We start from the raw sequence: 24,720 nt of genomic DNA, 5'->3' as shown, positions 1-24,720 counted from the left end.
AGGGGAGGTCAAAGAGCGGCTCCGAAGGCGCGGCGGGCGACCATCAGGCCGATAAACAGGGCGGTGATCGACAGGACCACCGAGAGGGCGACATAGCCCCCGGCCATGGCGAATTGACGGCGCTCGATCATCAGCACCGCCTCCAGCGAAAAGGCCGAGAAGGTGGTGAACCCGCCCAATAAGCCGACAGCCGCGAACAGGCGCACGCTCTCCTGCCCGGCCCCGGCGCGCAGGGCCAGCCAGCCGACCAGCAAGCCCATGACCAGGCCGCCGACGACATTGACCGTCAGGGTTGCCCACGGCCAGCTCGACCCCGGTCCCACCAGCCGCTGGGTGGCGATGCCGACGCCGTAGCGCGCCATGGCTCCGAGCGCGCCCCCCGCGGCGACAATGAGAAAGCGTGTCATCCGGCGCTTATAGCGCGCAACGCGGCCTTGCGAAGGTGGCACGGCCTTTCGGGCACCACCGCCTGACCGAAACTTCACTTGCCCAGCGGTACGGTTAACGGCGATAGCTGAAGCTGGCGTTCGCGTCCTGAGGGAAGATCGTCGGTCGGTGGACCGGCCTGCCCTAGGATGAAGGCCGAGTTCCAGGAGTGTTGCGACAACCATGTCCGATCACGATCACCATCCGGAGACGCCCCCCGTTCAGGAGGCCCCGCCGCACATGGCCCCGCCACCGGGAGCCGCGGATCTGGCTGACCGGGTTGCGCCCTCGGCCACGCCGCAGCCGAGGGCGAGTGTGCCGCGTTCGCCCGACGGTATCCTGCAGCCGATCCAGGACAGCGAATATTTCTCGCACGACCCGGTCGCCCTGGACCTGGTGTCGGCCCACATCGACGAATATTTCAACCAGCCGCTGGATATCTTTCCGTTCTGGGAGACCGACAGCAAGCCGGACCGTTTTCACGTGCTGTATGCGCGCCAGATCGAGGAGCGGTTTCCCAATGACGCCGATCTGCGCAGTGACATCTACCAGTATGGCCGCGGCATCTTCGACGCCCTGCGCATCCATGTGATCGTCAAGCGGCTGAGCCAGGTGCTGGCCATGGTCACCTTCGCCGTGCTGGCCCTGATCGGCCCGACCTGGTTCAGCCAGTGGACCGGATCCGATACGACTGGCCCGATCCTGGCCGCCGTCGCCATGGTCGCCGCCTTCGGTATCTATTGGGGCGCGCAGGCGATCCTGTTCGTCCAGTACCGGTTCAAGCTGGAAAATGACTCCTACCAGCTGTCGCGCAGCATCGTGCAGCGCACCCGCGAACTGCAGAACCTGTTCACCAGCGGCCGCGCCATGGCCGACCAGGCGGAAACCCAGTACCAGCAGGACGGCAAGGCCTGGGGCCAGCGCGCCCTGTATCTGACCCGGCTGACCATGTGGCTGGGCGCGCGCATGGAGTACCTGGAAAAATACGTCCAGATGGAGCTGTGGCGCGTTCGCCGCGAACGCTACTGGATGCGCTGGTTCAACCGGTTCCTGACGCCGATCCTGTTGCTGATCTGGCTGGGCGTGTTTCTGGTCCAGGCCCCGCCGCCGGGACACGAGACGGTGTTCCGCGGCCTCGAGCTGCTGGCCGTGGTGCTGGGCGTGGCGGTGAGCTTCCTGTCCTATTTCCGGTGGCAGACCCCGACCTCGGCCATCCAGGACAAGCTGGGCATCGAGAACTGGGTCCGTTACGCCTCGCTGGACGTCGACAACGCCGTCGCCGACCAGGTGCGGCGCGACAAGGAACGTCTGGTCGAATACCGGGCCCTGACGCGGGGGGGGCGGTAGGACTGCGGCACCAGCGGTCGGTTATCCGGACGCCTTGTCATCCCGGACGCTGCGCCAGCAGCGATCCGGGACGTTTGAGCACAGCCACATCATCCTCCCGGAAGCGGCGCCAGCCGCTATCCGGGAGACAGGTCAGGATCCCGCGTGGCGGAACCCGTCTCCCGGACAATCGCGCCGCGATTTCCGGGAGGTCTGGTTTCTTGGGTGCCCTCCGTCCCGGATCGCCGCTTGGCGGCGTCCGGGATGACAAGGGCGCGAGGGGGCGGGGGGACAGTGATGAGCTGCCCTTGGCGCGAAGGGGCCGCAACCTGCGGTTAAGGAAGGTTTGCGAGTGTGGGCCGTGCGGCAAGCATCGCCCATTTTCCATGACAAATCGGATGACCAGAAAACAAACGGTCCTTGCGATATTCTGGATTGGATTTCTCGCACTCATTGCGCTCTGGGCCATGATTTTGATGCGTGCTTTTTCGACCAGCGACTGGCAAGCGATCCTCCTCATACCCGTCGCATTCGCTGCATTCTGGTTCGTACGCCGGCGCGGATTAAAGCGTCGCTGATACCGGCATTATATCGGCGTCAATCCGTGGATATCGCTGTCGACCCGGCTTCGGCCACTGGCAAGCCAGAGAACGGAGCCCTCGAGACCGACCCGGGGATGACGGTTGGCGGGAGGCCTAGAACCGCCCGCGCAGGCTCATCTGAACGTCGCGGGCGTCATAGGCCCCGGGCCGGTCGGGCCGGAGGCCGGAGCCCATCACCACTTCAAGGGCGGTCGAGGTCGGCTGGGGGCCGCTGAGGTCGAGGCCGACACCGACGCCGACACCGGATGTGGAATAGCGGCCGTAGCGGCTGCTGCCGGCCCCGATCGAGACGCTGGGGCGCAGGCCGCCGGCGCTGTCGCGGCGGCCGTCGGTCCAGCGCTGGGTGACCTCAAACCAGTCGAAGCCGTTCTGGACGGTCAGGTCGGCGGCGCGCAGCAGGGCCATGTCGGCGACCGGGCCGGGCGCGCCGACGCCGCGATAGGTGACGCGGAACCGGTTGGATTCAATGCGCTGCTCGGCATAGCCCTGCCCGTTCGGTCCCATCTGCGGGCCATAGGGGGCCAGGCTGGCGCAGGCGGTCAGGGCCAGGGCCGAGGCGGCGAGGGTCAACAGGGTCAGGCGCTTCATCGGGTGTTCTCCGGGTTCCCTTGGGAAGCGTTGGACGATGGCTTGGGTTCCGCCCCTCGGCCCCTCGCCCCCTCCACCGCTTCGCGGTCCCCCTCCCCATGGAATGGGGAGGAGACGGTGCGGCTTTGTCTCCTCCCTGTCGCGAAGCGATGGGGAGGGGGACCGCGAAGCGGTGGAGGGGTGGCTACAACCCCGCCGCCGCCTTCAGCGCCACAAAATCCGCCGGCAGCGGGGCCTCGACCGTGACACGGCCGCCGTCGGGATGGGGGAAGGTCAGGGTGGCGGCGTGCAGCATCAGCCGCGGGGCAGCGCGGCCGGCCAGGGTCAGGGCCCCGCCATAGCGCTGGTCCCCGGCCAACGGGCGACCGATATGGGCCATGTGCACGCGCAACTGGTGCATCCGCCCGGTCAGGGGCGACAGTTCGATCAACGCCCCCTCCTCCGTCGCGGCCAGGGTGCGGTAGCGACTCTGCGACAGCTGGGCACCCGGCGTGTCGGGGGCGACGACGCGCATATAGCTTTCGCGGCCGATTTCCTGACGCAGCAGGGCAGCGTCGATCAGCCCCTCGCGCGGCTCGGGCGCGGCGGCGACCAGGGCCAGATAGGTCTTGCTGAGTTTCTTCGCCTGCAGCGCCTTGCCGAGGAAGCCGGCGGCGGGCTTGGTTTTGGCGGCGAGGATGACGCCCGAGGTGTCGCGGTCCAGCCGGTGGATCAGGTCGGGCCGCTTGCCGTTCGAGCGGGCGAAGGCCCACAGCAGATCGTCCAGCGTATGCGCCTTGATGCGCCCGCCCTGGCTGGACAGACCCGAGGGCTTGTTGAAGGCGATGACGGACGCGTCCTCGTGGATCACCCACGAACGGACGGCGGCGATGTCTTCGTCGGACAGGGAAACGGGGATGCGGTCGGTCACCGCGCGTGCTTACGCGGGAACCGACCGTCCGTCAGCCCGTCAGCGCAGAATGCCCCGCTTCGACATCATCCACGCGTACCAGATGAAGAAGACGCAGGCGGCGCCGATGACGATCTGCATCGGCCACATGGGTCCCATGAGCTCCAGCCCGTTCGACAGGCCAAAGGCATAGACGATCCCCGCCACCCAGCCGAGGAACGATATGACGAAGACCGGCAGCGCCCATTTGCGGCGCAGCAGCAGCAGGATCCCGCCTACAAGACCGCCCCAGACGCCGATGGCCCAGACCCCGTGCGCCCAGGCCGGCGTGGTGTGGAAATAGGCGATCTGGGCCTCGGTCATTCCCATACCGGTCAGGTAGGTGTCCCCCTGAAGCTGGGTCATGGTGTAGTCGAAACAGCCGAAGGCGTTCCACAGCACGGCCACAACGCCGACGACCCACAGGTGCCAGGGGGTTCGGGCGGCGGTCAACGCAGCACGCCCTTCTTGCCCATGGTCCAGGCATACCAGGCCAGGAAGGCGGCGATCAGCACGATGATGTACGGCATGGAGGCCATGATCGCCATTTCCGGCGGCGGTGGCGGGGCCTTGTCGATGAACTGGCCGTACAGAAGACTGACGACCGCCCCGAGCAGCGACAGGCCGAAGGCGTGGACGGCGAAGCGGCTCCGCAGCAGAAGCAGGATCGAACCCGCCACCGCGCCCCAGACGCCCAATACCCACGGCACGTACATCCAGGTCGGCATGGCGTTGTAATAGGCAATCATCGCGTCGTTCATGCCGGCGGCGCGCATATAGGCCTCACCCTGGGTCAGGCTCATCACGAAGTCATAGCCGCCGTAGCTGTTCCACAGCAGGCTGACGACCCCGACCACCCAGAGGTGCCACGGGACCTTTTTCGCTTCAATCATTCTACCCGTCCCAAAGTTAACCTTGGGAAGTTACGCCCGTAACACCGTTACGGCAACGCTTCGTCCCGGCCCGGCTTCCGGTCGGACCCGACACGGGACTGGTCGATCTCACGCTGCAGGAAATAGTTCAGGGCGGTCCGCAGGGTGGCGATCGCCGCCAGCTGGCCGATCTCGGTCCAGGACGGGGCCACGGCAGTCTTGAGAATGTCGGCCGCCAGCAGAAATTCCAGCGCGATGGCCAGCCAGCGCCCCAGGCGCAGGCGAATCTCCTGCTTCCTGTCGAGCGCAGCATGAGTCTCTCCGCCGGGTCGCAGCTCGGCCCGGAAGGCCCCAACGATGCGGACCACCGCCTCCACCATGGCGACGGCGATGACCATCGCAGCCGCCAGCTCGATACCGGCCGCCAGCCAGATGGTCAGGGTCTTGAGGAAGGCGATGTCCATGAGTGGCCGGGGCTCCGCTTTCCCACCGTGTCTTGTTGCGGGATCAGGTGGGTGATGCGGTACCGGCGGCGGCGTCGGTCAACTTGTTGAGCGCGGCCGTCATGGCGGCGATCGACGGATGGCTGGGCGCGATCCCGTGACGCTCGGCCAGGGCGGGTGCCGGCAGATAGCCGATCCGGGTGGTCTCTCCGTCCCGCCACACCAGAATCTCCAGCGGCAGATCCAGCGCGGCGCGCCGGTTGGCCAGCATCAGGGGCGTGCCCACGGCTGGGTTGCCGAACATCACCACAGTGGTCTCGGGCAGGTCGAGACCCGCCTTGGCGGCATTGGCACGGTGATCGACGACCGCGACGACCGAGGCTCCGCTCGACTCGATGGCCGCGGTCAGGCGGGCCACCGTATCCGCCACCGGGTCGGGGCTGGTCTTCTCAACCCATGCGTCCGCCTCGGGGATGGCGGGCGCGGCGACCGTGGTGGATGCTGTGGCGGCTTCAGGCGGCGCTTCCGGCGCAGCCGCCGGGGTGCAGGCGGCGAGCAGCGCGCCAAGGAGCAGGGTCAGCGGGGGACGGGTCATGGCAAAGGTTCCTGTTCGTACCTGAACCCCTGAACAGTCCGATTGATCCGTTCCGGAGCTCTTGCAGGCTCAAGCTGTACCATTGGAGCCGGCCACCCGCCACGGCGGGTCGACCCGGTTGTCACCGGCGAAATACAGGCACAGGCGGTTTCCGTCCGGATCGCGCAGCCACGCCTCGCGCCACAGCCAGCGCTGGTCGACCGGGTCGCTGTCGAACACGATGCCGTCCGCCTTGAGCCGCGCCACGCGCGCGTCCAGATCGTCGCATTCGAAATACAGGCCGGTACCGCCCGGGCGCGGCGGGTCGGCCCGATGGATCGACAGGGTGGTGCCGCCGGGGCAGAGAAAGCGGGCGTAGTGGTCGCTGGAGACGATCAGCTCCAGCCCCAGCCGCTGATAGAAGGCCCGCGCCCGGGGGATGTCGGCGACGTCGACGGTGATCTGATTGAGGTTCACTCTCCCGACTCCGCCGGCGTCTTGGCCATCGCAGCGGGACGATGCCCCAGCCAGGTCGCCCGGGCATTAAGCAGGGCCCAGCCCAGAAGGACTCCGGCGATGGAGGCGGCCCATCCGCCGGTCTCCGCTACCGACAGCAGAAGGACCACAGCGCCGGCCAGCGGTAGCAGATAGATCAGGCTGACGATGATCGAGGTCAGCCATCCGCGCCCACGCACGGAAAACAGGGGCGCGGGGCGACGACGCGTGAACAGGACCGGCGAAAGCGTCAGGACGGCGATGACCGGCCCGAGGACGACTATTGTCGCCACCGCCCCGAACAGGGGAATGCCAAGGGTATCAGCCCAGGGTGGAAGCTGCTCACGATGGTAGAGTTGGAGGCTGGATGCCAACAGGCCGGTGAACAGCAGACCCAGCCCGGCGAGGGTCACCATACTCACCAAAATCCCGCTGCGACTGGACATGGGGCCCTTGTGACTCCACCGGGCGGCGGCCCCACCCAGAAACAGAACGCCCCATGCCAGGGCGGAATAGCCGAAGTCGGCATAGACCCATTTCAGGGTGCGGTACTGGTCCTGCAAGGCGTGAAAAGCCGCACTGGCCACTTGGTAGCTCGCGCCCTCGACTTCCGAGAGACCCCTTTGGATCGCGGCCAGTCCGGCGAAATAGGCATCCGAATCCGTATGCCACGGCGTGATCGCAGCCAGGCCGACGAGCCCGACCCCCGCCGCCAGAAGAAGAACGGCGACGCCAAACCCGGCGAGGGCGATGGCACGGTGCCGGGGCGTTCTCACGCCCCCCGCCCCGCCTTGGCCGCCCGCAGCGCGGCCCAGCGTTCCAGCCGGACCTTGACCTTCTCTTCGTGGCCTTCGCCCTTGGGCTTGTAGAAGGTGCGGCGGTCCATCTCGTCGGGGAAGAAATTGGCCCCGGAGAAACCCTCGGGCGTGTCGGGGTCGTAGGCATAGCCCTTGCCGTAGCCGAGCGACTTCATCAGCTGGGTCGGGGCGTTGCGGATGTGGGCCGGCGGCGTCAGCGAGCCGGTCTCGGCCGCCGCCTTCTTGGCCGCCTTGAAGGCTTCGTACACCCCGACCGACTTGGGCGCGGTGGCCAGATGGACCACGGCCTGAGCCAGGGCCAGCTCGCCCTCGGGACTGCCGAGGAAGTCGTAGGTGTCCTTGGCGGCATTGGCGACCAGCAGCGACAGGGGGTCGGCCTCGCCGATATCCTCGACCGCCATACGCACGATCCGGCGGGCCAGATACAGCGGATCCTCGCCGCCGTTCAGCATGCGGGCGAGCCAGTAGAGGGCCGCGTCCGGGTCCGAGCCGCGCACCGATTTGTGCAGGGCCGAGATCAGATTGTAGTGCTCCTCGCGGCTCTTGTCGTAAGCGGGTGCGCGCTTCTGCAGGATGCCGGCCAGGGCCTGGACATCGAGCGGCTCGGGGCTCGACTCGGCGAGGTCGAACAGGACCTCACTCATGGTCAGCAGATAGCGGCCGTCGCCGTCGGCCAGGGCCGTCAGGGCGTGACGCGCCTCGGACGTCAGCGGCAGGGTCCTGCCCTCCTGTTCCTCCGCTCGAATCAATAGTTGATCGAGCGCCGCATCATCCAGCCGCTTCAGCACATAGACCTGGCTGCGCGACAGCAGGGCCCCGTTCAGCTCGAAGCTGGGGTTCTCGGTCGTGGCCCCGACCAGGGTGATAACCCCCTCCTCGACGAAGGGCAGGAAGCCGTCCTGCTGGGCCCGGTTGAAGCGGTGAATCTCGTCGACGAACAGCAGGGTCGACTGGCCGGCGGCGCGGCGCATGCGGGCCGCCTCAAAGGCCTTCTTCAGATCGGCCACGCCCGAGAAGACGGCGCTGATCTGCTGGAACTGATAGCCGGCGGCGGTGGCCAGCAGCCGGGCGATGGTGGTCTTGCCGGTGCCCGGCGGGCCCCACAGGATCATCGAGCCCAGACGCCCCGCCTCGACCATGCGCCGGATCGGCCCGCCCTCGCCCAGCAGGTGATCCTGACCGACCACCTCATCGAGGGTGGCAGGGCGCAGCCGGTCGGCCAGGGGCGCGTCGGGGGGATGGATGCCGGAGGCTTCGAACAGATCAGTCATGCCCGGACACAGATAGGCGTTCGCACGACCCTTTTCACGCGTTAGTATCGACACAGCCAGAGGAGCCGACATGTCCGACGATCCCGCGACCCAGGGCCCGAGCTCGGGCGTCACGCCGCACCTGACCATTCCGGGTCGCGGCGGCGAGGCGGCCATCGCCTTCTACAGCCGCGCCTTCGGGGCGAAAGAGTTGCATCGCCATATGGCCGAGGACGGCGAGCGGTTGATGCACGCCCACCTGCTGATCAACGGCTCCAGCGTCATGATCAACGACGAATTCCCCGAATACAGCGGCGAGCAGAACATCGAGCCCAGGGGCGTCACCCTGCATCTGCAGGTCGACGACGCCGACGAATGGTGGGCCCGCGCCCTGCTGGCCGACGCCGTGCCGGTGATGCCGATGGCCGACCAGTTCTGGGGCGACCGCTATGGCAAGGTGCGCGACCCGTTCGGCCACTGCTGGTCGATCGGCGGACCGATCAAGGGCTGAGGTCAGCGGGTGGTCCCGGTGACCCGGCGGCCCTGACGTTCGATGGTCACCTCGGTGCCGCGCGGCAGATTGGCCAGCTGTGTGGCCGAGGTCACGGCGCGTCCGTTGATCGAGACCACCACATCGCCGCGAACGAAACCAGTGCGCGCCGCCAGACTGCCGCGATCCACCTGCGTCAGCAAAACGCCGGTGGTGAACGGGTCGCCGCCCAGACTGTCGGCCAGCGCCGGGTTCAAGGTCACGACCCTGGAGCCGCCCAGGGCCCCGGCCTGGATCGCCGTCGCCGCGCTGACATCGGCATTGCCCGGCAGCTTCTGGACCCGGGCGTTGAGCGTGCGGGCCCGGCCGTCGCGCAGCACCGAAACAGCCACGGTGGCGTCCGGCTCATGGGTGCCGACACGGAAATTCAGCCCGCCCTGGTCGTTGATCTCCGTCCCGTCGACGGCGCTGATGATGTCACCCGCGCGCAGACCGGCCCGGGCCCCGGGCCCTTCGGGATAGACGGTGGTGATGACCACCCCCTGCGGGCGGTCGAGGCCGAGACTGCGGGCGACCTCGGCGGTGACGGGATCACCCTTCACCCCCAGCCACGGACGGATCACGGCACTGGCCCCGCCGACGGCGCTGTCGACCACCTGACGCACCATGGCGGCGGGCACGGCAAAGCCGACCCCCGTGGACGAGCCGGTGCGCGAGAAGATGGCGGTGTTGATGCCGATCAGGTCGCCGTCCATGTCGACCAGGGCCCCGCCGGAATTGCCGGGATTGATGGCCGCGTCGGTCTGGATGAAGGAGCCGCTGTCGGAAATGCCGGTGTCGGTGCGGTTCAGGGCCGAAATGATGCCGTTGGTCACGGTCTGGCCGACGCCGAACGGATTGCCGATGGCCAGCACGAGATCGCCGATCTGCTGTTCCTCACGGTCATCGATGCGCAGCACCGGCAGGCGGTCGCTGACCCCCTCCAGCTGCAGCACGGCGATGTCGGAGCGTTCGTCCGCCAGCACCACGCTGGCCGCGAACTCGCGCCGGTCGGCCAGGGTCACGCGGATCTGCTGCATGTTCTGGATCACGTGACGGTTGGTGACCACCACCCCGTCGTCGCGGACGATCACGCCCGAGCCGATCGACCCGGTCACCCGCTGCTGCGGGCCACCGCCGAACATCTCGAAGAAGGGATCGCGCACCGTCTGGACGCCCCGGGCCGAGATGTTGACCACGGCCGGGGCAGCCTCGCGCACCACGGGGGCGAAGCTGGCCTTCATGGATGCGGCGTCGCCGGGCAACTGGCGCGGGGCTTCGGCGAAAACGCCGTCCTGGGCTTTGGAGTCGTCGGGGGATCCGCAGGCGGCGAGCAGAAGAGCGGCGGTGAGGGCGAGGCTGAAGGTCTTCATCATGTCCCGGTCTTTGCGGAGAGGGTGATCCATTCGGCTACGGATTTCAGGCCATTCAATGGCGGCGGGGGTGTCGGCGGCATTGCCGAATCTTAATGAGTGACAGCTTGCCGGAACCGCGAACTCAGGTCACGGTCGAGGCATGAACGCTGTGATTGAAACCCACGCCCTGACCAAGACCTATGGTACGGTCCGCGCGCTGGATGACCTGACGCTGTCGATCCCGCGCGGCGGCGTCTATGGCATTCTGGGGCCCAACGGGGCCGGGAAATCGACCCTGTTCCGCATCCTGCTGGGCCTGGTCCGTCCCAGTGACGGGTCGGCGAGCGTGATGGGCGGGGCTATCGGCGATATCGGTGCCATGCGCCGCATGGGATCGATGATCGAGACCCCCCGCTATCCGCCCTATATGAGCGCCCGGCAGGTGCTGGAATGGCTGGCCCTGTCGCACGGCGTGGGCAAAACGGCCGAGATTGCGGCCTGGTTGGACCGGGTCGGCCTGACCGAGGCCGCGGATCGCCGGGTGCGGGGCTTTTCCGTCGGCATGCTGCAGCGGCTGGGCGTCGCCGCCGCCCTGATGAGCCGGCCGGACCTGATCATCCTCGATGAACCGACCAGCGGCATGGATCCCCCCGGCATCCAGGAGATGCGGGCCCTGATCCGCAGCCTGGCCGACAACGACGGGGTCACCGTCGTCCTGGCCAGCCACCAGCTGCTGGAGGTGCAGAAGGTGTGTGACCGCGTCGCCATCCTCAACCGCGGCAAGCTGATCCTCGAGGGAGCGGTGTCCGAACTGACCGCCGCCGGTGGCGAGCGTCTGCATCTGAGCCTGAGCCCGATCGAGGCCGCGCTGGCCGTGCTGGGTGAGCGCGGGTCGCGCGACGGTGACGGGGTCATGGCCGTGATTGGCCGCGACGAGGCCCCGGCCGTGATCCGCGCCCTGGTTGCACAGGGTGTCGACATCACCGAGGCGCGCTGGATCGGTACCGATCTGGAAAGCATCTTCATGACCGAGACCGGGGCCGCCGAAGCCAGCCGGGGGGAGCAGACCCATGCTGGTTGATGCCATTCGCGCCGAGGGCTTCCGCCTGATGAAGAACCGCACCGCCCTGTTCTGGAGCGCGCTGTTCGTGCCGATCCTGAGCGTGGCCATCGCGGCGCTGACCAATTTCGTGCTGAAGGGCAGCGAGACCAAACTTCTCGGGGATGACAAGGTTCCGGCCGAACTCACCGACATGCTCGCCCGCGGAACCCTGGACATGGGCGAGGCCCTGGTCTCCGCCGCCGGCAGTCTGGCCAATCCGCTGGTGTTGTCGTTCGTGCTGATCGGTGCGGCGACGATCTATGCCGGCGACTATCGCTGGGAGACCTGGCGGCTGATCAGCGCCCGCAACAGCCGGTCGAACCTGATTTTGGCCAAGCTCGGCATTGTGACCGGTCTGGCGCTGGCAGCCATGGCCTTCATGCTGGTCGGCAGTGTGATCGAAGGCCTGATCAAGGCCGCCGTGTTCGAGCGCACCCTGGCCTTCACCCTGAGCGGCGACCAGGTCGGCCAGTTCTTCGCCCTGACCGGCCTGTCGTGGCTACGGATAGTGCAGTTCACCATGATCAGCCTGCTGGCGGCGGTGTTCACCCGCTCGTTGCTGGCGGCCCTGTTCATCCCGCTGGTCGTCGGCGTGGCCCAGTTCTTCACGCCACAGATCCTGATGCCGATGGGGGTCATGCCCGACGCCTGGCTGGCCATGCTGTTGAACCCGGCCGGAGCCACGGACGCCCTCCAGGCGGTGATCGCCGGTGGCCCCGCCGCCGCCGCCCTGCCCGCCGGTCTGGCGCTGAAGGCCTGGATCAGTCTGGGACTGTGGACCCTCGTTCCCCTGGCCGGAGCCCTGACCTGGTTCCAGCGACAGGACCTGTCGCGGGAATAGGGCTCAGAGCCGCTTTTCCATCCAGACGTCGCAGCGGACATAGGGGCTGGGCGTCGGCGGCAGCGGGGTGAAGCCGAACCGGTCATACAGGGCCCGGGCCGGAGCCAGGGTGCTGCTGGTCTCCAGATACAGGCGCGGTGCGCCGGTGGCCCGGGCCGTGGCTTCGCGGGCCTCCAGCAGCCGTCGCGCCAGACCCAGTCCGCGCGCTGCCGGGGCCACCGTCATCTTGGCCACCTCCCAGCCGCCGTCGGCCATCGGCAGGATGGCGCAGCAGCCGACCGCCTGCCCGTCCCGCTCGGCGATGAAGATATGGCCGCCGATCGCCAGGATCGCGCCCTCGGGATCGTCGATCGCCTTGCGATCCCTAGCCTCAACGCTGAAGCCCCCGGCCGCCAGCCAGGCCTCGTTGAGGGCCTGCCAGTCGGCGCGGTGGGCGGGGCGGTAGGAGACTATTGCAAGCACCGATGGCTACCCGCCCAATCCCGGCAATAGCTTGCTTGCATTGAGTGCCACCAGCCGTTCTTGAACAGCCTGTCCGACCTCCGCAAGTCGATCAGAGAAGCGAGTTACGGTCGTTTCGAGTCTCTGTGATTCCGATGTGACCCGCCGTTTCGCCGCATTGAGTTCCTTCGTCATATTCGGCAGCGCCTGAACAACTTCCGCACTCTCACGCGTCCCTTTGGCCATAGAAAGCATTCCTGCGCGTGCTTCACTTATTGAAATTTCAAGCCCGGCCAGCTCCGCCGCATCAGTCGGAAGTTCTCCACTCCCAACAAATCCCACCATGGCGATGGTAGCGTTGACTGCGGCGTCAACTGATCCCTCAAACTTCTCTGTCTCCGCACTCAGCGCATCCGCGTATGCGTCCAAAACGGAGCCAAGGTCGTTCACGACTCGACGGAGCTTTTTAGCGTCCCGCGGTTTGGATCCGGACGCCCTAATCTCCTCCACGATCGGCGACATCCGATCCGTTGCTCGAGTGGCATGCCCGCCAATCGCTACGGCAGCGTCGCTTAGGATCGCCATCGCGTCAGCGAAAGCGATCTCTTGATCGAGGACGCCTTCCTCGATCTCCTTCCGTTCTGAAACTGTTAGAGCGGCGAGCGGCACCTCATCATTTAGCCTAGAGGAAGTTTCAGTTTGAAGGCCCCGAATGGCAGCAGGCAGGAACGTTCGCACAGACTCGGCAAGTTGCGCATCAGTTTCGTATTCACGCCAGAACACACCCTCGCTTTGCATTTCCTCGCGAAAAGCAACGATCGCTGCAAGTCGATCCAAGGCGGTTCGATCGTACCGAATGGGGAGGAGCTTGAAGTAGAGCATCAGATCGATCGCGGCCCCCGCCTTGCGCCGTCGAATGAAAGATCGTGCTTCCTCAACGGTACCCGATGGAGATCTTGGCGTTGGCGAACCGACAGTGTCACCGATGATAACCAGACCGATGTCCGCAGTGTCGATCATCTCCCTGTTCACAACGTCTTGGGCATCGGTCCCGACCGTCGGACGCACATCGGTATCCCACCCCTTAACTTGAACCTGTTTTCCTTCGACTGAGAGGAAACGATTTACCTCAAAAACAGCCTGACGGACCGCTTCCCGATCAGTGTCGAGTCCAGTTGGCGAACAGAGCGCCAAGGTGAACTGGGTGGTCAATTTCGCCATGCTAAATCCCCCTTCGAAAAGGATGAAGCGCGCAACCAAAACACACAACTAAAAAGGGCGGCCGGATCGCTCCGGCCGCCCCTTCAGATGGTGTGGGATGAAGGCCTAGCCTTCGTCGTCGTTCTCGGCCGTGTAGACCGGACCCGAGTCCAGACCCTTGGCGTCGACGTCACGGTCGACGAACTCGATCACAGCCATGGCGGCGTTGTCACCGTGACGGTAACCGGCCTTCATGATGCGGATATAGCCACCGCTACGCTCGGCGTAACGCGGGCCGATCGTTTCGAACAGCTTGCCGACCTGCGGCACGTCGCGCACGGCACTGATGGCCTGGCGACGGGCGTGCAGGTCACCCTTCTTGGCGAGCGTGACCAGCTTTTCGACGAAGGGACGCAGTTCCTTGGCCTTGGGCAGGGTCGTGGTGATCTGCTCGTGCTTGATCAGCGATGCCGCCATGTTGGCGAACAAAGCAGTCCTGTGGCTGGCCGTACGGCCGAGCTTGCGATAGGCGGCGCCGTGGCGCATCGGGGTCTCTCCTACTCAACCCCGGTATCCTCTTGAGGACCTAGGGCCGTATAATTCTAACCGCCCCGCATCCCCGAGTGGGAAATGGGCGGAGGGTTGAAACTAGATCTGTTCGTCGAACTTCTTGGCCAGATCTTCGATGTTCTCGGGCGGCCAGTTCGGCACATCCATGCCGAGCGAGAGGCCCATCGTCGCGAGAACTTCCTTGATCTCGTTCAGCGACTTGCGTCCGAAGTTCGGGGTGCGAAGCATTTCGCCCTCGGTCTTCTGGATCAGGTCGCCGATGTAGACGATGTTGTCGTTCTTCAGGCAGTTGGCCGAACGGACCGAAAGTTCCAGTTCGTCGACCTTCTTCAGAAGCGCCGGGTTGAAGGGCAGGTCGGGCTTGCCGTCGGCAACCTCGACCACCTTCTTGGGCTCATCGAAGGTGATGAAGATCTGCAGTTGGTCCTGCAGGATGCGCGAGGCATAGGCCACCGCGTCAACCGGCGAGACCGCACCGTTGGTTTCGACTTCCAGCACCAGCTTGTCATAGTCGAGCGACTGACCCTGGCGGGTCGGCTCGACGCGATAGGCGACGCGCTTGACCGGCGAATACAGGGCGTCGACCGAGATCAGGCCGATCGGGGCGTCTTCCGGACGGTTCAGCTCGGCGGCGACGTAGCCCTTGCCGTTCTGGACCGTCAGTTCCATGCGCACCGAAGCCCCGTCGTCGAGGGTGCAGATCACATGGTTCGGGTTCAGCACTTCGATGTCGGACGGCAGCTCGATCTGGGCGGCGGTCACGGCACCGGGGCCGGTGGCCTTCAGCGTCATGCGCTTGGGGCCCTCGGCGTGCATGCGCAGCGCCAGTTGCTTGATGTTCAGAACGATGTCGACCACGTCCTCGCGAACGCCTTCCAGCGACGAGAATTCGTGAACGACGCCGTCAATCTGGATGGCGGTGACGGCGGCGCCTTGCAGCGACGACAGCAGCACGCGGCGCAGGGCATTGCCGAGCGTCACACCGAAGCCACGCTCGAGCGGTTCAGCGACCAGCCGCGCCTTGCGCTGCGGATCCGAACCGATTTCGACCTGCGGCTTCTCGGGACGGATCAGCTCTTGCCAGTTTCTTTCGATCATTGGTGTCCCTCGAACGGGTTTCGCCGGATCCGCGCCCCAGCAATGTGAGTCAGCGGAACCGGCGTTGAATAGGGGGTAGGCGGCAGCTTAGACGCGACGACGCTTGGGCGGACGGCAGCCGTTGTGCGGCATCGGCGTGACGTCACGGATGGTGGTGATGGTCAGGCCGACAGACTGCAGGGCCCGAAGCGCCGACTCACGACCCGAACCGGGGCCCGAGACGTTGACTTCGAGAGTCTTGACGCCGTGCTCCTGCGCCTTCTTGCCCGCGTCTTCGGCGGCCATCTGCGCAGCGTACGGGGTCGACTTGCGCGAACCCTTGAAACCCATGTGACCGGCCGAGGACCAGGAAATGGCGTTGCCCTGGGCGTCGGTGATCGTGATCATGGTGTTGTTGAAAGACGCATTCACATGGGCGACGCCCGAGGTGATGTTCTTGCGTTCGCGCTTCTTTACGCGACCCGGTTCCTTGGCCATCAGTTCGGCTCTCTCTTATTTCTTCTTGCCGGCGATCGGCTTGGCCGGGCCCTTGCGGGTCCGTGCATTGGTATGGGTGCGCTGACCGCGGACCGGCAGGCCCTTGCGGTGACGCAGGCCGCGGTAGCAGGCCAGGTCCATCAGACGCTTGATGTTCATCGAGGTCTCGCGGCGCAGATCGCCCTCGACCGTGTGGTCGCGGTCGATCGTCTCACGGATCTGCAGAACTTCAGCATCGGTCAGCTGGTTCACGCGGCGCGAAGCCTCGATACCCACCTTCTCGGTGATGTCCTTGGCAGCGTGCGAGCCGATGCCATGAATATACTGCAGCGCGATTTCAACGCGCTTGTTGGTCGGGATGTTGACGCCAGCAATACGGGCCACGTAGTTCTCCAGGTACGCGTGGACAGACGCAGGAAACGCTCCGGTCAACAGACCAGGAGCGTGTGCGTCCTTCGCGGAAGTCGGTCCTTATATAGCCGATTCACTTTCCGTCAATGGCCAGTCGGACTTTCGCTGCCACCAATCAGCAGTGCCAGCAGGCCTCGGCCCCGATCGGGCTGCCCGGCGGCAGCGGCGTCTCGTGCCTGTCCGCCTCAAGCAGCTGGTCCAGCCGCTCCCGGTCGGACAGCAGTTCGCCGAGCCAATGGTCATGGGCGCGCTGCACCGGATCGGCGGCCCGCGACGCCTTCAGCCGCGCGGACAGACTGGACAGCCGGTCGTCTATCACGGCCGCCGAGGTCGCCGACAGGCCATCATCGCGCAACAGGCCAGCCAGGGTCAGGACGGTGCGGGCCTGAACCCGCCGGGCCGGGCCGGCCAGTCGTCCCGAGGCCGGGGCGAAGGCGGCGGCGACGATGCGATCCACCACCTCCCCTGTGCCCAGCGCGGCGGGGTCGCGGCGCACAGCATCGCTCAGGCGATTGATGCGGCGCGGATCGAACAGGGCCTGCAGGGTCACATCGGCAGCGGTGTCGACGGCCGCGCCGGGATCGAAGGCCCGCCCCGCGCCACCGCGAAACACCTCAATGTCGTTCTGGGGGTCGTCGTCACCCGACTGCTGGGCTTCCAGCAGGGCCAGCAGCGGCTCGGGCAGATCCAGCTCGGCCGGATCGAGGGTGGCCGCCAGCGCCGCCAGCGCCGCCCGCTGTGTCGCCGCAGGCACGGGCTGCGACGCCTCCTGCCCGTCGCCGACGACCGGATAGCCATAGTCGATGCCGCCGACCAGCTTGGCCGCAGCGTCGACCTGATAGCGGTGGTACAGATAGATGGGTACCAGCCGGCGGCGCAGGTCGTTGACCGCCGACCCGGCCGGCAGATTGCCGAGCCCGAACCGGTCCAGGGCGATCCGGCGCACCCGCATGATGTGCGTCAGCTCGGCCACCGGGTCGGAGCCGTTGTCCCACAGACTGCCCCAGGGCTGGGCGTCGCCGCCGACCCGGGCGTCGGCATCGGCGACGAACCGCATCCGTGCCGCGCCGGCCTCGGCCTTGCGCTGCAGGGTGGCGGCATCGGCGTCACCATAGCTCCAGTCGACGGCGAACCGGTCCCAGTCACCCAGACCAATGCCGTAGGCCTGGCTGAAATCGAGACCGTCGTCGGTGATGCCGATCACCGGCACCGGATAGTCCATCACCGAGCTGCGGCCCTGGGTGCTGGCGGCAAAATTGTGCATCAGGCCGATAGCGTGGCCGACTTCGTGGGCCGACAGCTGACGAACCCGGTCCAGGGCGATGCGTTGCGGGTCGTCCTGGGCCCCGGTGCCGGTGCGATCGGCCCCGACCAGCCCTTCAAAGATCAGCATGTCCTGACGCACCCGCAGCGAGCCGAGCAGCACGGAGCCCTTGACGATCTCGCCGGTGCGCGGATCGACCACGCTCTGGCCGTAGGACCAGCTGCGCGTCGCCCGGTTGACCCAGTTGATGACGTTGTAGCGCGCGTCCAGCGGGTCGACGCCCTCGGGCAGGACATCAACCCGGAAGGCATTGATGAAGCCGGCACGGTCGAAGGCTTCGGCCCACCAGCTTGCCCCGTCGACAAGGGCCGAGCGGAGCGGTTCCGGGGCCGCCCGGTCGACGTAGAAGACGATGGGATCGACAACCGTCGACCGCGCCGCCGTCGGGTCGGTCTTGACCAGGCGGAAGCGGTTCACCAGCCGACGCACGACCGGCGCATCCAGCGGGGCCGAAAAATCGGTGATGACGGTGCTGATGGCCCCGGTGCGCGGATCGAACGGTCGTGGCACGAAGCCGGCGTCCGGCAGACGGATGAAGCTGTGATGCACGGTCAGGGTGATCAGTCGCGGGTCCGGCGCGATACGCGAGACCTCGCGCCCCGGTCCGTCGACCGCAAAGGTCAGCCGGGCCTCCAGTTCGACATTCTCGGGAAAGGCCCGGGCGGCGGCGGGATCGACCAGGCTGAGGTCGGCGACCGGGCGAAGGGTCCCCTGCCCCGCCGCCTTCAGCGTCTCGGCAATGCCGTGGGCGTCGCGCGTCAGGAAGCCGGCGATGTCGACCAGCACCGCCCCGTCCGGGCCCGTCGCCACGGCGGGACCCGACCAGACGGTCGAACCGAGAAAGGCGTCGCGGGCGGCGGCCTGTTCCTCGACCGATCCGGCGTCGGCGCGATAGCCCGGGTTTTCGAACTCGGCCAGCACCCGGTCGCCCATGCGGCGGAAGACCAGGATGCGCGTGGCCCCGGTCTGGGCCCGGTCCAGACCGGTCTGGGCCGAACCGACGCCGGTGCGCAGGGTGGTGTGGTGGATAACCCGGGCCATGACCCCGTCCGCGCCTGCCGCCGGCAATTGTACCAGCACCCGACCGCCGGCGCGGTCGATGAACAGCGTCAGCAGGCCGTCCTGACGCTCCAGCGAGGCGGTGGTGGCGGCCCATGAGACCGGCTGGGGGTCGGCGGCGGCAGAAGCGGCCAGAGGCGGAGCCGACAGGGCCAGCATCAGGGCGATCGCCGTCGCCGTCTTCAACACCATCGTCGCCATGCCATCCCCCGTGCGTGATCGCGATTAGGGCGGGATGGGACCGGGCGTGTCAACGCGACGCTTTACGCCTCAGGGCGTGAACTCGATGCCGATCGGCATTTCGAATCCCTCGCGCGGGCGGCCACCCACGGTCGGCGGGCGAAAGCGGAAATAGGTCGACGCCCTGAGGGCCGCAGCGCCGAAGCCTGCCCCCGCAGGAGTCTCCTCGATCACCCGGCAGTTCTGCAGCCGGCTGTCGGCACCGATCCGGCAGCGCAACAGCACCCGGCCCGACTGACGGGCAGCCAGGGCGGCGGGCGGATAGGCCCGGACCAGTTCCTGTCGCGTCGGTCCGCGCACGAACCGGGGCGGTGTGCCGCCCGACCCGGGGCCCGCACCGGACCCCGAACCGGTACCGGTGCCGGTCCCCGCCTCGCCCCGTCCGGTACCCGGGTCCGGGGTAACCTCAGGAGCCAGACCGACGGTCAGCGCCGGTTCGGGGGCCGGAACCGGCGGGGCGATCAGCTCGACCGGCCGGGGCACCGTCACCGGTGGCACATGGACGCGTGACGGAGCCGACGGGGCACCGCCCCCCGCAGACACAGCCGGGGCGGCCGGTGGTGGCGGGGGTGGCGGCTCGGGCCGGAACAGAACCACGTCGATGCTCCGGGCCGGTGTGAACGGCGGCACCGACCGTGACGGGCTCATGGCGGCGAACAGGGCCACATGAACGCCGGCCACGAGGACGACGACGATCAGCCCGCGTCTGCGGGCCGGATCCAGAAACGGCGTTCGGTGGGGTAGCCCGGTCACGGGGAAGGTCCTGCTGTGACCGCCCGTCAGGCGGCGACCGCGCGACCTCGGTCCGCGATCAGGAGTCGGTACCGTCCAGCGCCGCGTCGATGGCCGAGGCGACCGCCTCGACACTGACCATGCCGTCGACCTCGGTCAGCAGACCCTTGTCGGCATAGTAGGGCAGCAGCGGAGCGGTGTTGCGGTTATAGGCCTCAAGGCGGACCTTGAAGCTGTCGGGGTTGTCGTCCGGCCGTCCCTGTTCAGCGAACCGCCGGGCAACTCGTTCCAGCAGGGCGGTATCATTGACCTTCAGGCGGACCACCCGGTCGATCTTCTGACCCAGTTTGGCCAGCATGGCGTCCAGCGCCTCGGCCTGGGCCACGGTGCGCGGGAAGCCGTCGAAGATGGCACCGCCGGCGTCTTCTGCCTCTTTCAATCGGGCCTCGATCAAGGCGATGACGATGGCGTCCGACACCAGGTCGCCGCGCGACATCAGGGCCTGGCACTCACGTCCCAGATCGGATCCGGACGCGATCGCCTCGCGCAGCATGTCACCGGTCGAGAGCTGCACCATGCCGCGGTCGGCGACCAGGCGCTTGGCCTGGGTACCCTTGCCCGCCGCCGGCGGTCCGAACAGGATCAGATTCAAGACGCGCCCTCCCCGGCGGCTGTTAGCGACGCACGGGTGCCGGAGCACCCCGACCGCCCGAGCCCTTGCCACCCCGTCCACGCAGCTTGGCCTTCTTGATCAGGCCTTCGTACTGGTGGGCGAGCAACTGCGACTGGATCTGGGCGACGGTATCCATAGTCACCGACACAACGATGAGGATCGAGGTGCCGCCAAAGATAATGCCATAGCCGAACTGGGCCCCGATGAACTCGGGCAGCAACACCACGGCGGTGATGTAGGCCGCACCGATGGTCGTCAGCCGGGTCAGCACATAGTCGAGATATTCCGCTGTGCGCTTGCCCGGACGGATGCCTGGCAGGAACCCGCCGTATTTGCGCAGGTTCTCGGCCGTGTCCTCGGGATTGAAGGTGATCGAGGTGTAGAAGAAGCAGAAGAACACCACCAGCACACCGTACAGGATGGTGAACAGGATCTGACCGTGCTGCATCTGCGCTGTCACCAGCGGCAACCAGCTCATCCAGGGCGGCAGGTTCGCAGTCGCCGTCAGCTGGGCCACCGTGGTCGGCAGCATCAGCAGGGACGAGGCGAAGATCGGCGGAATCACGCCCGCGGTGTTGACCTTCAGCGGCAGGAACGAGCGTTCGCCCCCGGCCATGCGGTTGCCTTCCTGACGCTTCGGATACTGGATCAGCAGACGGCGCTGGGCCCGCTCCATGAAGACGATGAAGACCACCACGCCCACGGCCATGACGGCGATGAACAGCAGGGCAAAGGCCGACATCTGGCCCTGCTGGGCCAGGCCCAGCATCCGGGCGATCGAGCCCGGCAAGACGGCGACGATGCCGGCGAAGATGATCAGCGAAATACCGTTGCCGACGCCACGGGCCGTAACCTGCTCGCCGAGCCACATCAGGAACATGGTGCCGCCGGTCAGGGTGGTGACCGTGGAGGCGATGAAGAACAGTCCGGGGGCGTCGATCAGGCCGGCCTGGGCGTTCAGGCCCAGGGCGATGCCGGTGGACTGCAGCAGGGCCAGAATGACCGTCAGATAACGGGTGTACTGGTTCAGCTGCTTGCGGCCGCTCTCGCCGCCTTCCTTCTTCAGCTTCTCCCACGGCGGATAGACCGCGCCCATCAGCTGGACGATGATCGATGCCGAAATGTAGGGCATCACGTTCAGGGCGAAGACAGCCATCCGCTCCACGGCACCGCCGGAGAACATGTTGAACATGTCGAGGATGCCGCGCTGCCCGTCCGGGTTCTGGAAGAACTGCAGGAAGGCTTCGGAATTGATCCCCGGGATCGGCACATAGGTGCCGATACGGTAGACCAGCAACGCTCCGATCGTGAACAGGAGACGTTTATGCAGCTCGGTCGCCTTGGCGAACGAGCCCATGTTCATATTGGCTGCGAGTTGTTCGGCGGCCGAAGCCATAGTGTCACTACCCCGACTGGTCAGAATGAGGCCGACCGGAATCGTATCCCGGGGCCTTCACCCAGATAGGCGATGGGCGGCCCCATAGCGAGGGCCGCCCGTAAAGCTTATTTCGCGGCGGTGCGCGTCGTGCGAGCCGAGATCTTGTTGGCATCGCCACGCGGTGCCTTGGGAGCCGGCGCCTTGCCCTTGGCAAGATTGCGCTTTTCAACGCGAGCAGCGGCCTTGGCTTCAGCAGCGATACGCTCCTGGACCACGCTGCCGCCGGCAGCCTCGATGGCCTTGACCGCGCCGGCCGAGGCCGACCAGACGACCAGGTTCAGCTTGGCCTTGATCTCGCCGGTGCCGAGGATGCGGACGCCGTCCTTGACGCGACGGATCACGCCGGCGGCGACCAGGGCGTCGCCCTTGATCTCGCCCTTGATGTCCAGCTTCTTGGCGTCGATGGCGTCCTGCAGACGCCACAGGTTCACTTCGGCCAGCTTCAGGGCGTTGGGATTGTTGAAGCCGCGCTTGGGCATCCGCATGTACAGCGGCATCTGCCCGCCTTCGAAGCCGCCGATGGCGACGCCCGAACGGGACTTCTGACCCTTGACGCCACGACCGGCAGTCTTGCCCTTGCCCGAACCCGGGCCACGGCCGACACGCATGCGCTTCTTGTGAGCGCCCTCGTTGTCGCGGATTTCATTGAGTTTCATGGGGCCTGATCCTTTCGGGTACTAGCGCCAGACCAGAGGCCTGACTCGGCGGATAAAAACGAAGGGCCGCTTCTATGCGGCCCCGTGCAGTATCGCAAGATGCGAAACGCCCTCCCCCGGATCGGGAGAGGGCGGAACGACTTACTTTTCGACGATCTCAAGCATATGGGCGACCTTGGCGATCATCCCGCGAACCGAGGGCGTGTCTTCCAGGGTCGACTCACGGCCGACCCGGTTCAGGCCGAGGCCCGAGAGAGTGGCGCGCTGATCGGCCTTGCGGCGGATCGGGCTGCCGGTCTGGCGAACCGTGACGGTGGGTGTCTCTTTCTTGGCCATGATCAGCTCTCCATGGCTTCGGGCGCGGATGCGCCGTCGTTGCGACGACCCATCAGATCCGCGACCTTCTTGCCGCGCTTGGACGCGATCTGGCGGGGCGAGGACTGAACCTTGAGGGCTTCGAACGTCGCGCGGATCATGTTGTAGGGGTTCGAGGAACCGGTCGACTTGCCGACGACGTCCTGGACGCCGAGGGTTTCGAGCACGGCACGCATCGGGCCACCCGCGATGACGCCGGTCCCGGGAGGGGCCGCGCGCATCATGATCTTGCCGGCGCCCCAACGGCCATTGCCGTCGTGGTGCAGGGTGCGGTTTTCGCGAAGCGGAACACGGATCATCGTCTTCTTGGCTTCTTCAGTCGCCTTGCGGATGGCTTCCGGCACTTCACGCGCCTTGCCATGGCCGAAGCCGACCCGGCCCTTGCCGTCTCCGACAACCATCAGGGCGGCGAACGAGAAACGACGTCCACCCTTAACAGTCGCGGCCACACGGTTGATGTGGACCAGTTTTTCGACGATGTCGCTGTCCGGACCTTCGGGAGCGTTACGGTCACGACGGTTGCGGTCGTTACCGCCGCCGCCACGTTGGGGTTGAGGAGCCATGCGTCCCGTTCCTTAGAAGTTCAGGCCGGCTGAACGCGCGGCCTCAGCCAGCGCCTTCACCCGTCCGTGATAGATGTAGCCGCCGCGATCGAAGACGACGTCGGTGACGCCCTTCTCGAGTGCACGTTCCGCGACCAGCTTGCCGATCCGCGTTGCGGCATCGACGTCCGAACCCTTGGCCTTCTTGCCCTTGTCGCCTTCCAGCGAAGAGGCAGAAGCGATCGTGACGCCGTTGAGGTCGTCGATGATCTGGGCCGAGATGTTCTTGTCCGACCGATGAACCGACAGACGCAGACGCCCGTTGGCGACGGCCTTGAGACGGCGGCGGGTGCGCTCCGAGCGGCGCTTGGCTTGTTGCTGAAGAGAAAGAGCCATGACTTACTTCTTCTTGCCTTCCTTGCGCCGGACCTTTTCGCCCGTGTAGCGGACACCCTTGCCCTTGTAGGGCTCCGGCGGACGCAACTTGCGGATGACGGCGGCGATCTGACCCACGGCCTGCTTGTCAGCACCGGAGATCTTGATTTCGGTCTGCTTGGGCACCGTGAAGGTGACACCGGCCGGCGGCGCGATGTCGACTTCGTGGGAGAACCCGAGCTGCAGCGAGAGGTTCGGGCCCTTGAGCGCGGCGCGATAACCCACGCCGACCAGGTCCAGAGACTTCTCGAAGCCTTCGGTGACACCGACGACCATGTTGTCGACCAGGGTGCGGGAAAGACCCCACATGGCCCGGGCGCGCTGGGTGTCAGCCTTCGGGGCCAGGGTCAGACCGTCATCACCCTGGGTGATTTCGATCTCGTCGGCCACGGTCCAGGAGCGTTCGCCCTTGGGACCTTTGACGACGACAGTCTGGCCGTCGAGGGTGACGGTGACGCCTTTTGGCACGGCGATGATGCGTTTTCCGATACGGGACATCTTAGTAGACCCTGCAGAGGACTTCGCCGCCGACGTTGTTGTCGCGGGCGCTGGCGTCGGACATGACGCCCTTCGAAGTCGAAAGGATCGAGATGCCCAGGCCGTTCTTGATCGGCTTCAGGTCGGAGATCGCAGAGTAGACGCGGCGGCCCGGCTTGGACACGCGAGCGATCTCGGCGATGACCGGCTGGCCGTCGAAATACTTGAGCTCGATCTCGAACTGCGGGAATTCACCGGGGTTCTGAACCAGCGAATAGCCGCGGATGTAGCCTTCGTCCTGCAGCACGTCGAGGACGCGCTGGCGCAGACGGGAAGCCGGGGTAAGCACCTTCGAACGCTTCCGCATGGCGGCGTTCCGGATGCGAGCGATCATGTCGCTCAGGGGATCGTTGATCATCATAT

The 24,720-nt window shown here is 66.5% G+C and carries 31 protein-coding genes and 1 pseudogene; 5 read left to right on the top strand and 27 right to left on the bottom strand.

The annotated features are described in order from the left end of the window. Positions 1-8: 8 nt before the first annotated feature. Positions 9-407 carry a fluoride efflux transporter CrcB gene (gene crcB / locus AAC067_RS05850; RefSeq protein WP_339930478.1) on the bottom strand — a complete coding sequence of 133 codons (399 nt, stop codon included), beginning with the start codon at positions 405-407 and terminating at the stop codon, positions 9-11. Between the two features lie 202 nt (positions 408-609). Here crcB and AAC067_RS05845 point away from each other — a divergent pair, with 202 nt between their 5' ends. After that, positions 610-1,773 (top strand): hypothetical protein, encoded by a 1,164-nt coding sequence (locus AAC067_RS05845; RefSeq protein ID WP_339930476.1) that lies wholly within the window; start codon positions 610-612, stop codon positions 1,771-1,773. Between the two features lie 377 nt (positions 1,774-2,150). Further along, positions 2,151-2,330: a hypothetical protein gene (locus AAC067_RS05840; protein ID WP_339930474.1), complete on the top strand. Its 180-nt coding sequence runs from the start codon at positions 2,151-2,153 to the stop codon at positions 2,328-2,330. Between the two features lie 117 nt (positions 2,331-2,447). On the opposite strand, the gene AAC067_RS05835 is transcribed toward AAC067_RS05840, so the two are convergent. The 9 genes from AAC067_RS05835 to AAC067_RS05795 form a co-directional block, all read right to left on the bottom strand. Then, positions 2,448-2,942, bottom strand: a complete 495-nt coding sequence (locus tag AAC067_RS05835) for a hypothetical protein (protein WP_339930472.1) — start codon at positions 2,940-2,942, stop codon at positions 2,448-2,450. A gap of 184 nt (positions 2,943-3,126) precedes the next feature. Further along, positions 3,127-3,852, bottom strand: coding sequence for an RluA family pseudouridine synthase (locus tag AAC067_RS05830; protein WP_339930470.1), 726 nt, complete (start codon positions 3,850-3,852; stop codon positions 3,127-3,129). Between the two features lie 39 nt (positions 3,853-3,891). Further along, positions 3,892-4,323: a hypothetical protein gene (locus AAC067_RS05825; protein ID WP_339930468.1), complete on the bottom strand. Its 432-nt coding sequence runs from the start codon at positions 4,321-4,323 to the stop codon at positions 3,892-3,894. Beyond that, a complete protein-coding gene (locus tag AAC067_RS05820) occupies positions 4,320-4,763 on the bottom strand; it encodes a hypothetical protein (RefSeq protein ID WP_339930466.1) in 444 nt (147 codons plus the stop codon). Before AAC067_RS05820 ends, AAC067_RS05825 begins: the two co-directional genes overlap by 4 nt. A 47-nt stretch (positions 4,764-4,810) precedes the next feature. Next, on the bottom strand, positions 4,811-5,206 hold the full coding sequence (locus tag AAC067_RS05815; RefSeq protein WP_339930465.1) for a DUF1622 domain-containing protein: 396 nt from the start codon (positions 5,204-5,206) through the stop codon (positions 4,811-4,813). Positions 5,207-5,249: 43 nt separating this feature from the next. Next, a complete protein-coding gene (locus AAC067_RS05810; RefSeq protein ID WP_339930463.1) occupies positions 5,250-5,780 on the bottom strand; it encodes a DUF302 domain-containing protein in 531 nt (176 codons plus the stop codon). Between the two features lie 69 nt (positions 5,781-5,849). Then, on the bottom strand, positions 5,850-6,236 hold the full coding sequence (locus AAC067_RS05805) for a VOC family protein (RefSeq protein ID WP_339930461.1): 387 nt from the start codon (positions 6,234-6,236) through the stop codon (positions 5,850-5,852). Then, on the bottom strand, positions 6,233-7,030 hold the full coding sequence (locus AAC067_RS05800) for a hypothetical protein (protein WP_339930459.1): 798 nt from the start codon (positions 7,028-7,030) through the stop codon (positions 6,233-6,235). Before AAC067_RS05800 ends, AAC067_RS05805 begins: the two co-directional genes overlap by 4 nt. After that, the gene (locus tag AAC067_RS05795; RefSeq protein WP_339930457.1) at positions 7,027-8,343 is read right to left on the bottom strand and encodes a replication-associated recombination protein A; all 1,317 of its coding nucleotides are present in this window, start codon (positions 8,341-8,343) and stop codon (positions 7,027-7,029) included. The genes AAC067_RS05800 and AAC067_RS05795 overlap by 4 nt, the downstream gene beginning before the upstream one ends. Before the next feature lie 70 nt (positions 8,344-8,413). Between AAC067_RS05795 and AAC067_RS05790 the strand changes: the two genes are divergently transcribed. After that, positions 8,414-8,833 (top strand): VOC family protein, encoded by a 420-nt coding sequence (locus AAC067_RS05790; RefSeq protein ID WP_339930455.1) that lies wholly within the window; start codon positions 8,414-8,416, stop codon positions 8,831-8,833. A gap of 2 nt (positions 8,834-8,835) precedes the next feature. Here AAC067_RS05790 and AAC067_RS05785 read toward each other — a convergent pair whose 3' ends face one another. Next, a complete protein-coding gene (locus tag AAC067_RS05785) occupies positions 8,836-10,227 on the bottom strand; it encodes a trypsin-like peptidase domain-containing protein (RefSeq protein WP_339930453.1) in 1,392 nt (463 codons plus the stop codon). A gap of 139 nt (positions 10,228-10,366) precedes the next feature. Here AAC067_RS05785 and AAC067_RS05780 point away from each other — a divergent pair, with 139 nt between their 5' ends. Next, positions 10,367-11,287, top strand: a complete 921-nt coding sequence (locus AAC067_RS05780; RefSeq protein WP_339930451.1) for an ABC transporter ATP-binding protein — start codon at positions 10,367-10,369, stop codon at positions 11,285-11,287. Then, positions 11,277-12,149 carry a hypothetical protein gene (locus AAC067_RS05775; protein ID WP_339930449.1) on the top strand — a complete coding sequence of 291 codons (873 nt, stop codon included), beginning with the start codon at positions 11,277-11,279 and terminating at the stop codon, positions 12,147-12,149. The genes AAC067_RS05780 and AAC067_RS05775 overlap by 11 nt, the downstream gene beginning before the upstream one ends. A gap of 3 nt (positions 12,150-12,152) precedes the next feature. Here the strand turns inward: AAC067_RS05775 and AAC067_RS05770 are convergent, their stop codons facing one another. The 16 genes and pseudogenes from AAC067_RS05770 to rpsH all read right to left on the bottom strand — a co-directional run bounded on the left by AAC067_RS05770 (position 12,153) and on the right by rpsH (position 24,718). Then, a complete protein-coding gene (locus tag AAC067_RS05770) occupies positions 12,153-12,611 on the bottom strand; it encodes a GNAT family N-acetyltransferase (RefSeq protein WP_339930447.1) in 459 nt (152 codons plus the stop codon). 6 nt (positions 12,612-12,617) lie between these two features. Beyond that, entirely contained in the window at positions 12,618-13,811 is a 1,194-nt protein-coding gene (locus tag AAC067_RS05765) for a hypothetical protein (RefSeq protein ID WP_339930446.1), read from the bottom strand. A 105-nt stretch (positions 13,812-13,916) separates the two neighbouring features. Next, a complete protein-coding gene (gene rplQ, locus AAC067_RS05760; protein WP_339930444.1) occupies positions 13,917-14,336 on the bottom strand; it encodes a 50S ribosomal protein L17 in 420 nt (139 codons plus the stop codon). Between the two features lie 102 nt (positions 14,337-14,438). Continuing rightward, a complete protein-coding gene (locus AAC067_RS05755) occupies positions 14,439-15,458 on the bottom strand; it encodes a DNA-directed RNA polymerase subunit alpha (RefSeq protein WP_339930442.1) in 1,020 nt (339 codons plus the stop codon). A gap of 87 nt (positions 15,459-15,545) precedes the next feature. Then, on the bottom strand, positions 15,546-15,935 hold the full coding sequence (rpsK, locus tag AAC067_RS05750) for a 30S ribosomal protein S11 (protein WP_013268944.1): 390 nt from the start codon (positions 15,933-15,935) through the stop codon (positions 15,546-15,548). Positions 15,936-15,950: 15 nt separating this feature from the next. Then, entirely contained in the window at positions 15,951-16,319 is a 369-nt protein-coding gene (rpsM, locus tag AAC067_RS05745; protein WP_339930440.1) for a 30S ribosomal protein S13, read from the bottom strand. A gap of 142 nt (positions 16,320-16,461) precedes the next feature. Beyond that, the gene (locus AAC067_RS05740) at positions 16,462-18,930 is read right to left on the bottom strand and encodes a zinc-dependent metalloprotease (RefSeq protein ID WP_339930438.1); all 2,469 of its coding nucleotides are present in this window, start codon (positions 18,928-18,930) and stop codon (positions 16,462-16,464) included. 69 nt (positions 18,931-18,999) lie between these two features. Further along, on the bottom strand, positions 19,000-19,722 hold the full coding sequence (locus tag AAC067_RS05735) for a TonB family protein (protein WP_339930436.1): 723 nt from the start codon (positions 19,720-19,722) through the stop codon (positions 19,000-19,002). A gap of 58 nt (positions 19,723-19,780) precedes the next feature. Then, positions 19,781-20,353: an adenylate kinase gene (locus AAC067_RS05730; RefSeq protein ID WP_339930434.1), complete on the bottom strand. Its 573-nt coding sequence runs from the start codon at positions 20,351-20,353 to the stop codon at positions 19,781-19,783. A 22-nt stretch (positions 20,354-20,375) separates the two neighbouring features. Further along, a complete protein-coding gene (secY, locus tag AAC067_RS05725; RefSeq protein WP_339930432.1) occupies positions 20,376-21,770 on the bottom strand; it encodes a preprotein translocase subunit SecY in 1,395 nt (464 codons plus the stop codon). A gap of 251 nt (positions 21,771-22,021) precedes the next feature. After that, a pseudogene (gene rplO, locus AAC067_RS05720) lies at positions 22,022-22,468 on the bottom strand (50S ribosomal protein L15); the annotation flags it as partial. Positions 22,469-22,609: 141 nt separating this feature from the next. Beyond that, positions 22,610-22,804 (bottom strand): 50S ribosomal protein L30, encoded by a 195-nt coding sequence (gene rpmD / locus AAC067_RS05715; protein ID WP_339930430.1) that lies wholly within the window; start codon positions 22,802-22,804, stop codon positions 22,610-22,612. 2 nt (positions 22,805-22,806) lie between these two features. Continuing rightward, a complete protein-coding gene (rpsE, locus tag AAC067_RS05710; RefSeq protein ID WP_339930428.1) occupies positions 22,807-23,406 on the bottom strand; it encodes a 30S ribosomal protein S5 in 600 nt (199 codons plus the stop codon). 12 nt (positions 23,407-23,418) lie between these two features. Beyond that, positions 23,419-23,781 carry a 50S ribosomal protein L18 gene (gene rplR / locus AAC067_RS05705; RefSeq protein ID WP_339930426.1) on the bottom strand — a complete coding sequence of 121 codons (363 nt, stop codon included), beginning with the start codon at positions 23,779-23,781 and terminating at the stop codon, positions 23,419-23,421. Positions 23,782-23,784: 3 nt separating this feature from the next. Beyond that, positions 23,785-24,318, bottom strand: a complete 534-nt coding sequence (gene rplF, locus AAC067_RS05700) for a 50S ribosomal protein L6 (RefSeq protein ID WP_339930424.1) — start codon at positions 24,316-24,318, stop codon at positions 23,785-23,787. A gap of 1 nt (position 24,319) precedes the next feature. After that, positions 24,320-24,718: a 30S ribosomal protein S8 gene (gene rpsH / locus AAC067_RS05695; RefSeq protein ID WP_339872658.1), complete on the bottom strand. Its 399-nt coding sequence runs from the start codon at positions 24,716-24,718 to the stop codon at positions 24,320-24,322. Between the last annotated feature and the right edge of the window lie 2 nt (positions 24,719-24,720).

The sequence above is a fragment of the uncultured Brevundimonas sp. genome (assembly GCF_963977465.1).
Taxonomy (GTDB): domain Bacteria; phylum Pseudomonadota; class Alphaproteobacteria; order Caulobacterales; family Caulobacteraceae; genus Brevundimonas.
This window is presented reverse-complemented; position numbering and strand designations above follow the sequence as displayed.

What these genes read in the sequence shown, in the direction of transcription:
- crcB (WP_339930478.1), bottom strand. Translation starts at nt 407, where the DNA reads ATGACACGCTTTCTCATTGTCGCCGCGGGGGGCGCGCTCGGAGCCATG.
- AAC067_RS05845 (WP_339930476.1), top strand. Translation starts at nt 610, where the DNA reads ATGTCCGATCACGATCACCATCCGGAGACGCCCCCCGTTCAGGAGGCC.
- AAC067_RS05840 (WP_339930474.1), top strand. Translation starts at nt 2,151, where the DNA reads ATGACCAGAAAACAAACGGTCCTTGCGATATTCTGGATTGGATTTCTC.
- AAC067_RS05835 (WP_339930472.1), bottom strand. Translation starts at nt 2,942, where the DNA reads ATGAAGCGCCTGACCCTGTTGACCCTCGCCGCCTCGGCCCTGGCCCTG.
- AAC067_RS05820 (WP_339930466.1), bottom strand. Translation starts at nt 4,763, where the DNA reads ATGATTGAAGCGAAAAAGGTCCCGTGGCACCTCTGGGTGGTCGGGGTC.
- AAC067_RS05815 (WP_339930465.1), bottom strand. Translation starts at nt 5,206, where the DNA reads ATGGACATCGCCTTCCTCAAGACCCTGACCATCTGGCTGGCGGCCGGT.
- AAC067_RS05810 (WP_339930463.1), bottom strand. Translation starts at nt 5,780, where the DNA reads ATGACCCGTCCCCCGCTGACCCTGCTCCTTGGCGCGCTGCTCGCCGCC.
- AAC067_RS05795 (WP_339930457.1), bottom strand. Translation starts at nt 8,343, where the DNA reads ATGACTGATCTGTTCGAAGCCTCCGGCATCCATCCCCCCGACGCGCCC.
- AAC067_RS05790 (WP_339930455.1), top strand. Translation starts at nt 8,414, where the DNA reads ATGTCCGACGATCCCGCGACCCAGGGCCCGAGCTCGGGCGTCACGCCG.
- AAC067_RS05785 (WP_339930453.1), bottom strand. Translation starts at nt 10,227, where the DNA reads ATGATGAAGACCTTCAGCCTCGCCCTCACCGCCGCTCTTCTGCTCGCC.
- AAC067_RS05780 (WP_339930451.1), top strand. Translation starts at nt 10,367, where the DNA reads ATGAACGCTGTGATTGAAACCCACGCCCTGACCAAGACCTATGGTACG.
- AAC067_RS05775 (WP_339930449.1), top strand. Translation starts at nt 11,277, where the DNA reads ATGCTGGTTGATGCCATTCGCGCCGAGGGCTTCCGCCTGATGAAGAAC.
- AAC067_RS05765 (WP_339930446.1), bottom strand. Translation starts at nt 13,811, where the DNA reads ATGGCGAAATTGACCACCCAGTTCACCTTGGCGCTCTGTTCGCCAACT.
- rplQ (WP_339930444.1), bottom strand. Translation starts at nt 14,336, where the DNA reads ATGCGCCACGGCGCCGCCTATCGCAAGCTCGGCCGTACGGCCAGCCAC.
- AAC067_RS05755 (WP_339930442.1), bottom strand. Translation starts at nt 15,458, where the DNA reads ATGATCGAAAGAAACTGGCAAGAGCTGATCCGTCCCGAGAAGCCGCAG.
- rpsK (WP_013268944.1), bottom strand. Translation starts at nt 15,935, where the DNA reads ATGGCCAAGGAACCGGGTCGCGTAAAGAAGCGCGAACGCAAGAACATC.
- AAC067_RS05740 (WP_339930438.1), bottom strand. Translation starts at nt 18,930, where the DNA reads ATGGCGACGATGGTGTTGAAGACGGCGACGGCGATCGCCCTGATGCTG.
- secY (WP_339930432.1), bottom strand. Translation starts at nt 21,770, where the DNA reads ATGGCTTCGGCCGCCGAACAACTCGCAGCCAATATGAACATGGGCTCG.
- rpmD (WP_339930430.1), bottom strand. Translation starts at nt 22,804, where the DNA reads ATGGCCAAGAAAGAGACACCCACCGTCACGGTTCGCCAGACCGGCAGC.
- rpsE (WP_339930428.1), bottom strand. Translation starts at nt 23,406, where the DNA reads ATGGCTCCTCAACCCCAACGTGGCGGCGGCGGTAACGACCGCAACCGT.
- rplR (WP_339930426.1), bottom strand. Translation starts at nt 23,781, where the DNA reads ATGGCTCTTTCTCTTCAGCAACAAGCCAAGCGCCGCTCGGAGCGCACC.
- rplF (WP_339930424.1), bottom strand. Translation starts at nt 24,318, where the DNA reads ATGTCCCGTATCGGAAAACGCATCATCGCCGTGCCAAAAGGCGTCACC.
- rpsH (WP_339872658.1), bottom strand. Translation starts at nt 24,718, where the DNA reads ATGATGATCAACGATCCCCTGAGCGACATGATCGCTCGCATCCGGAAC.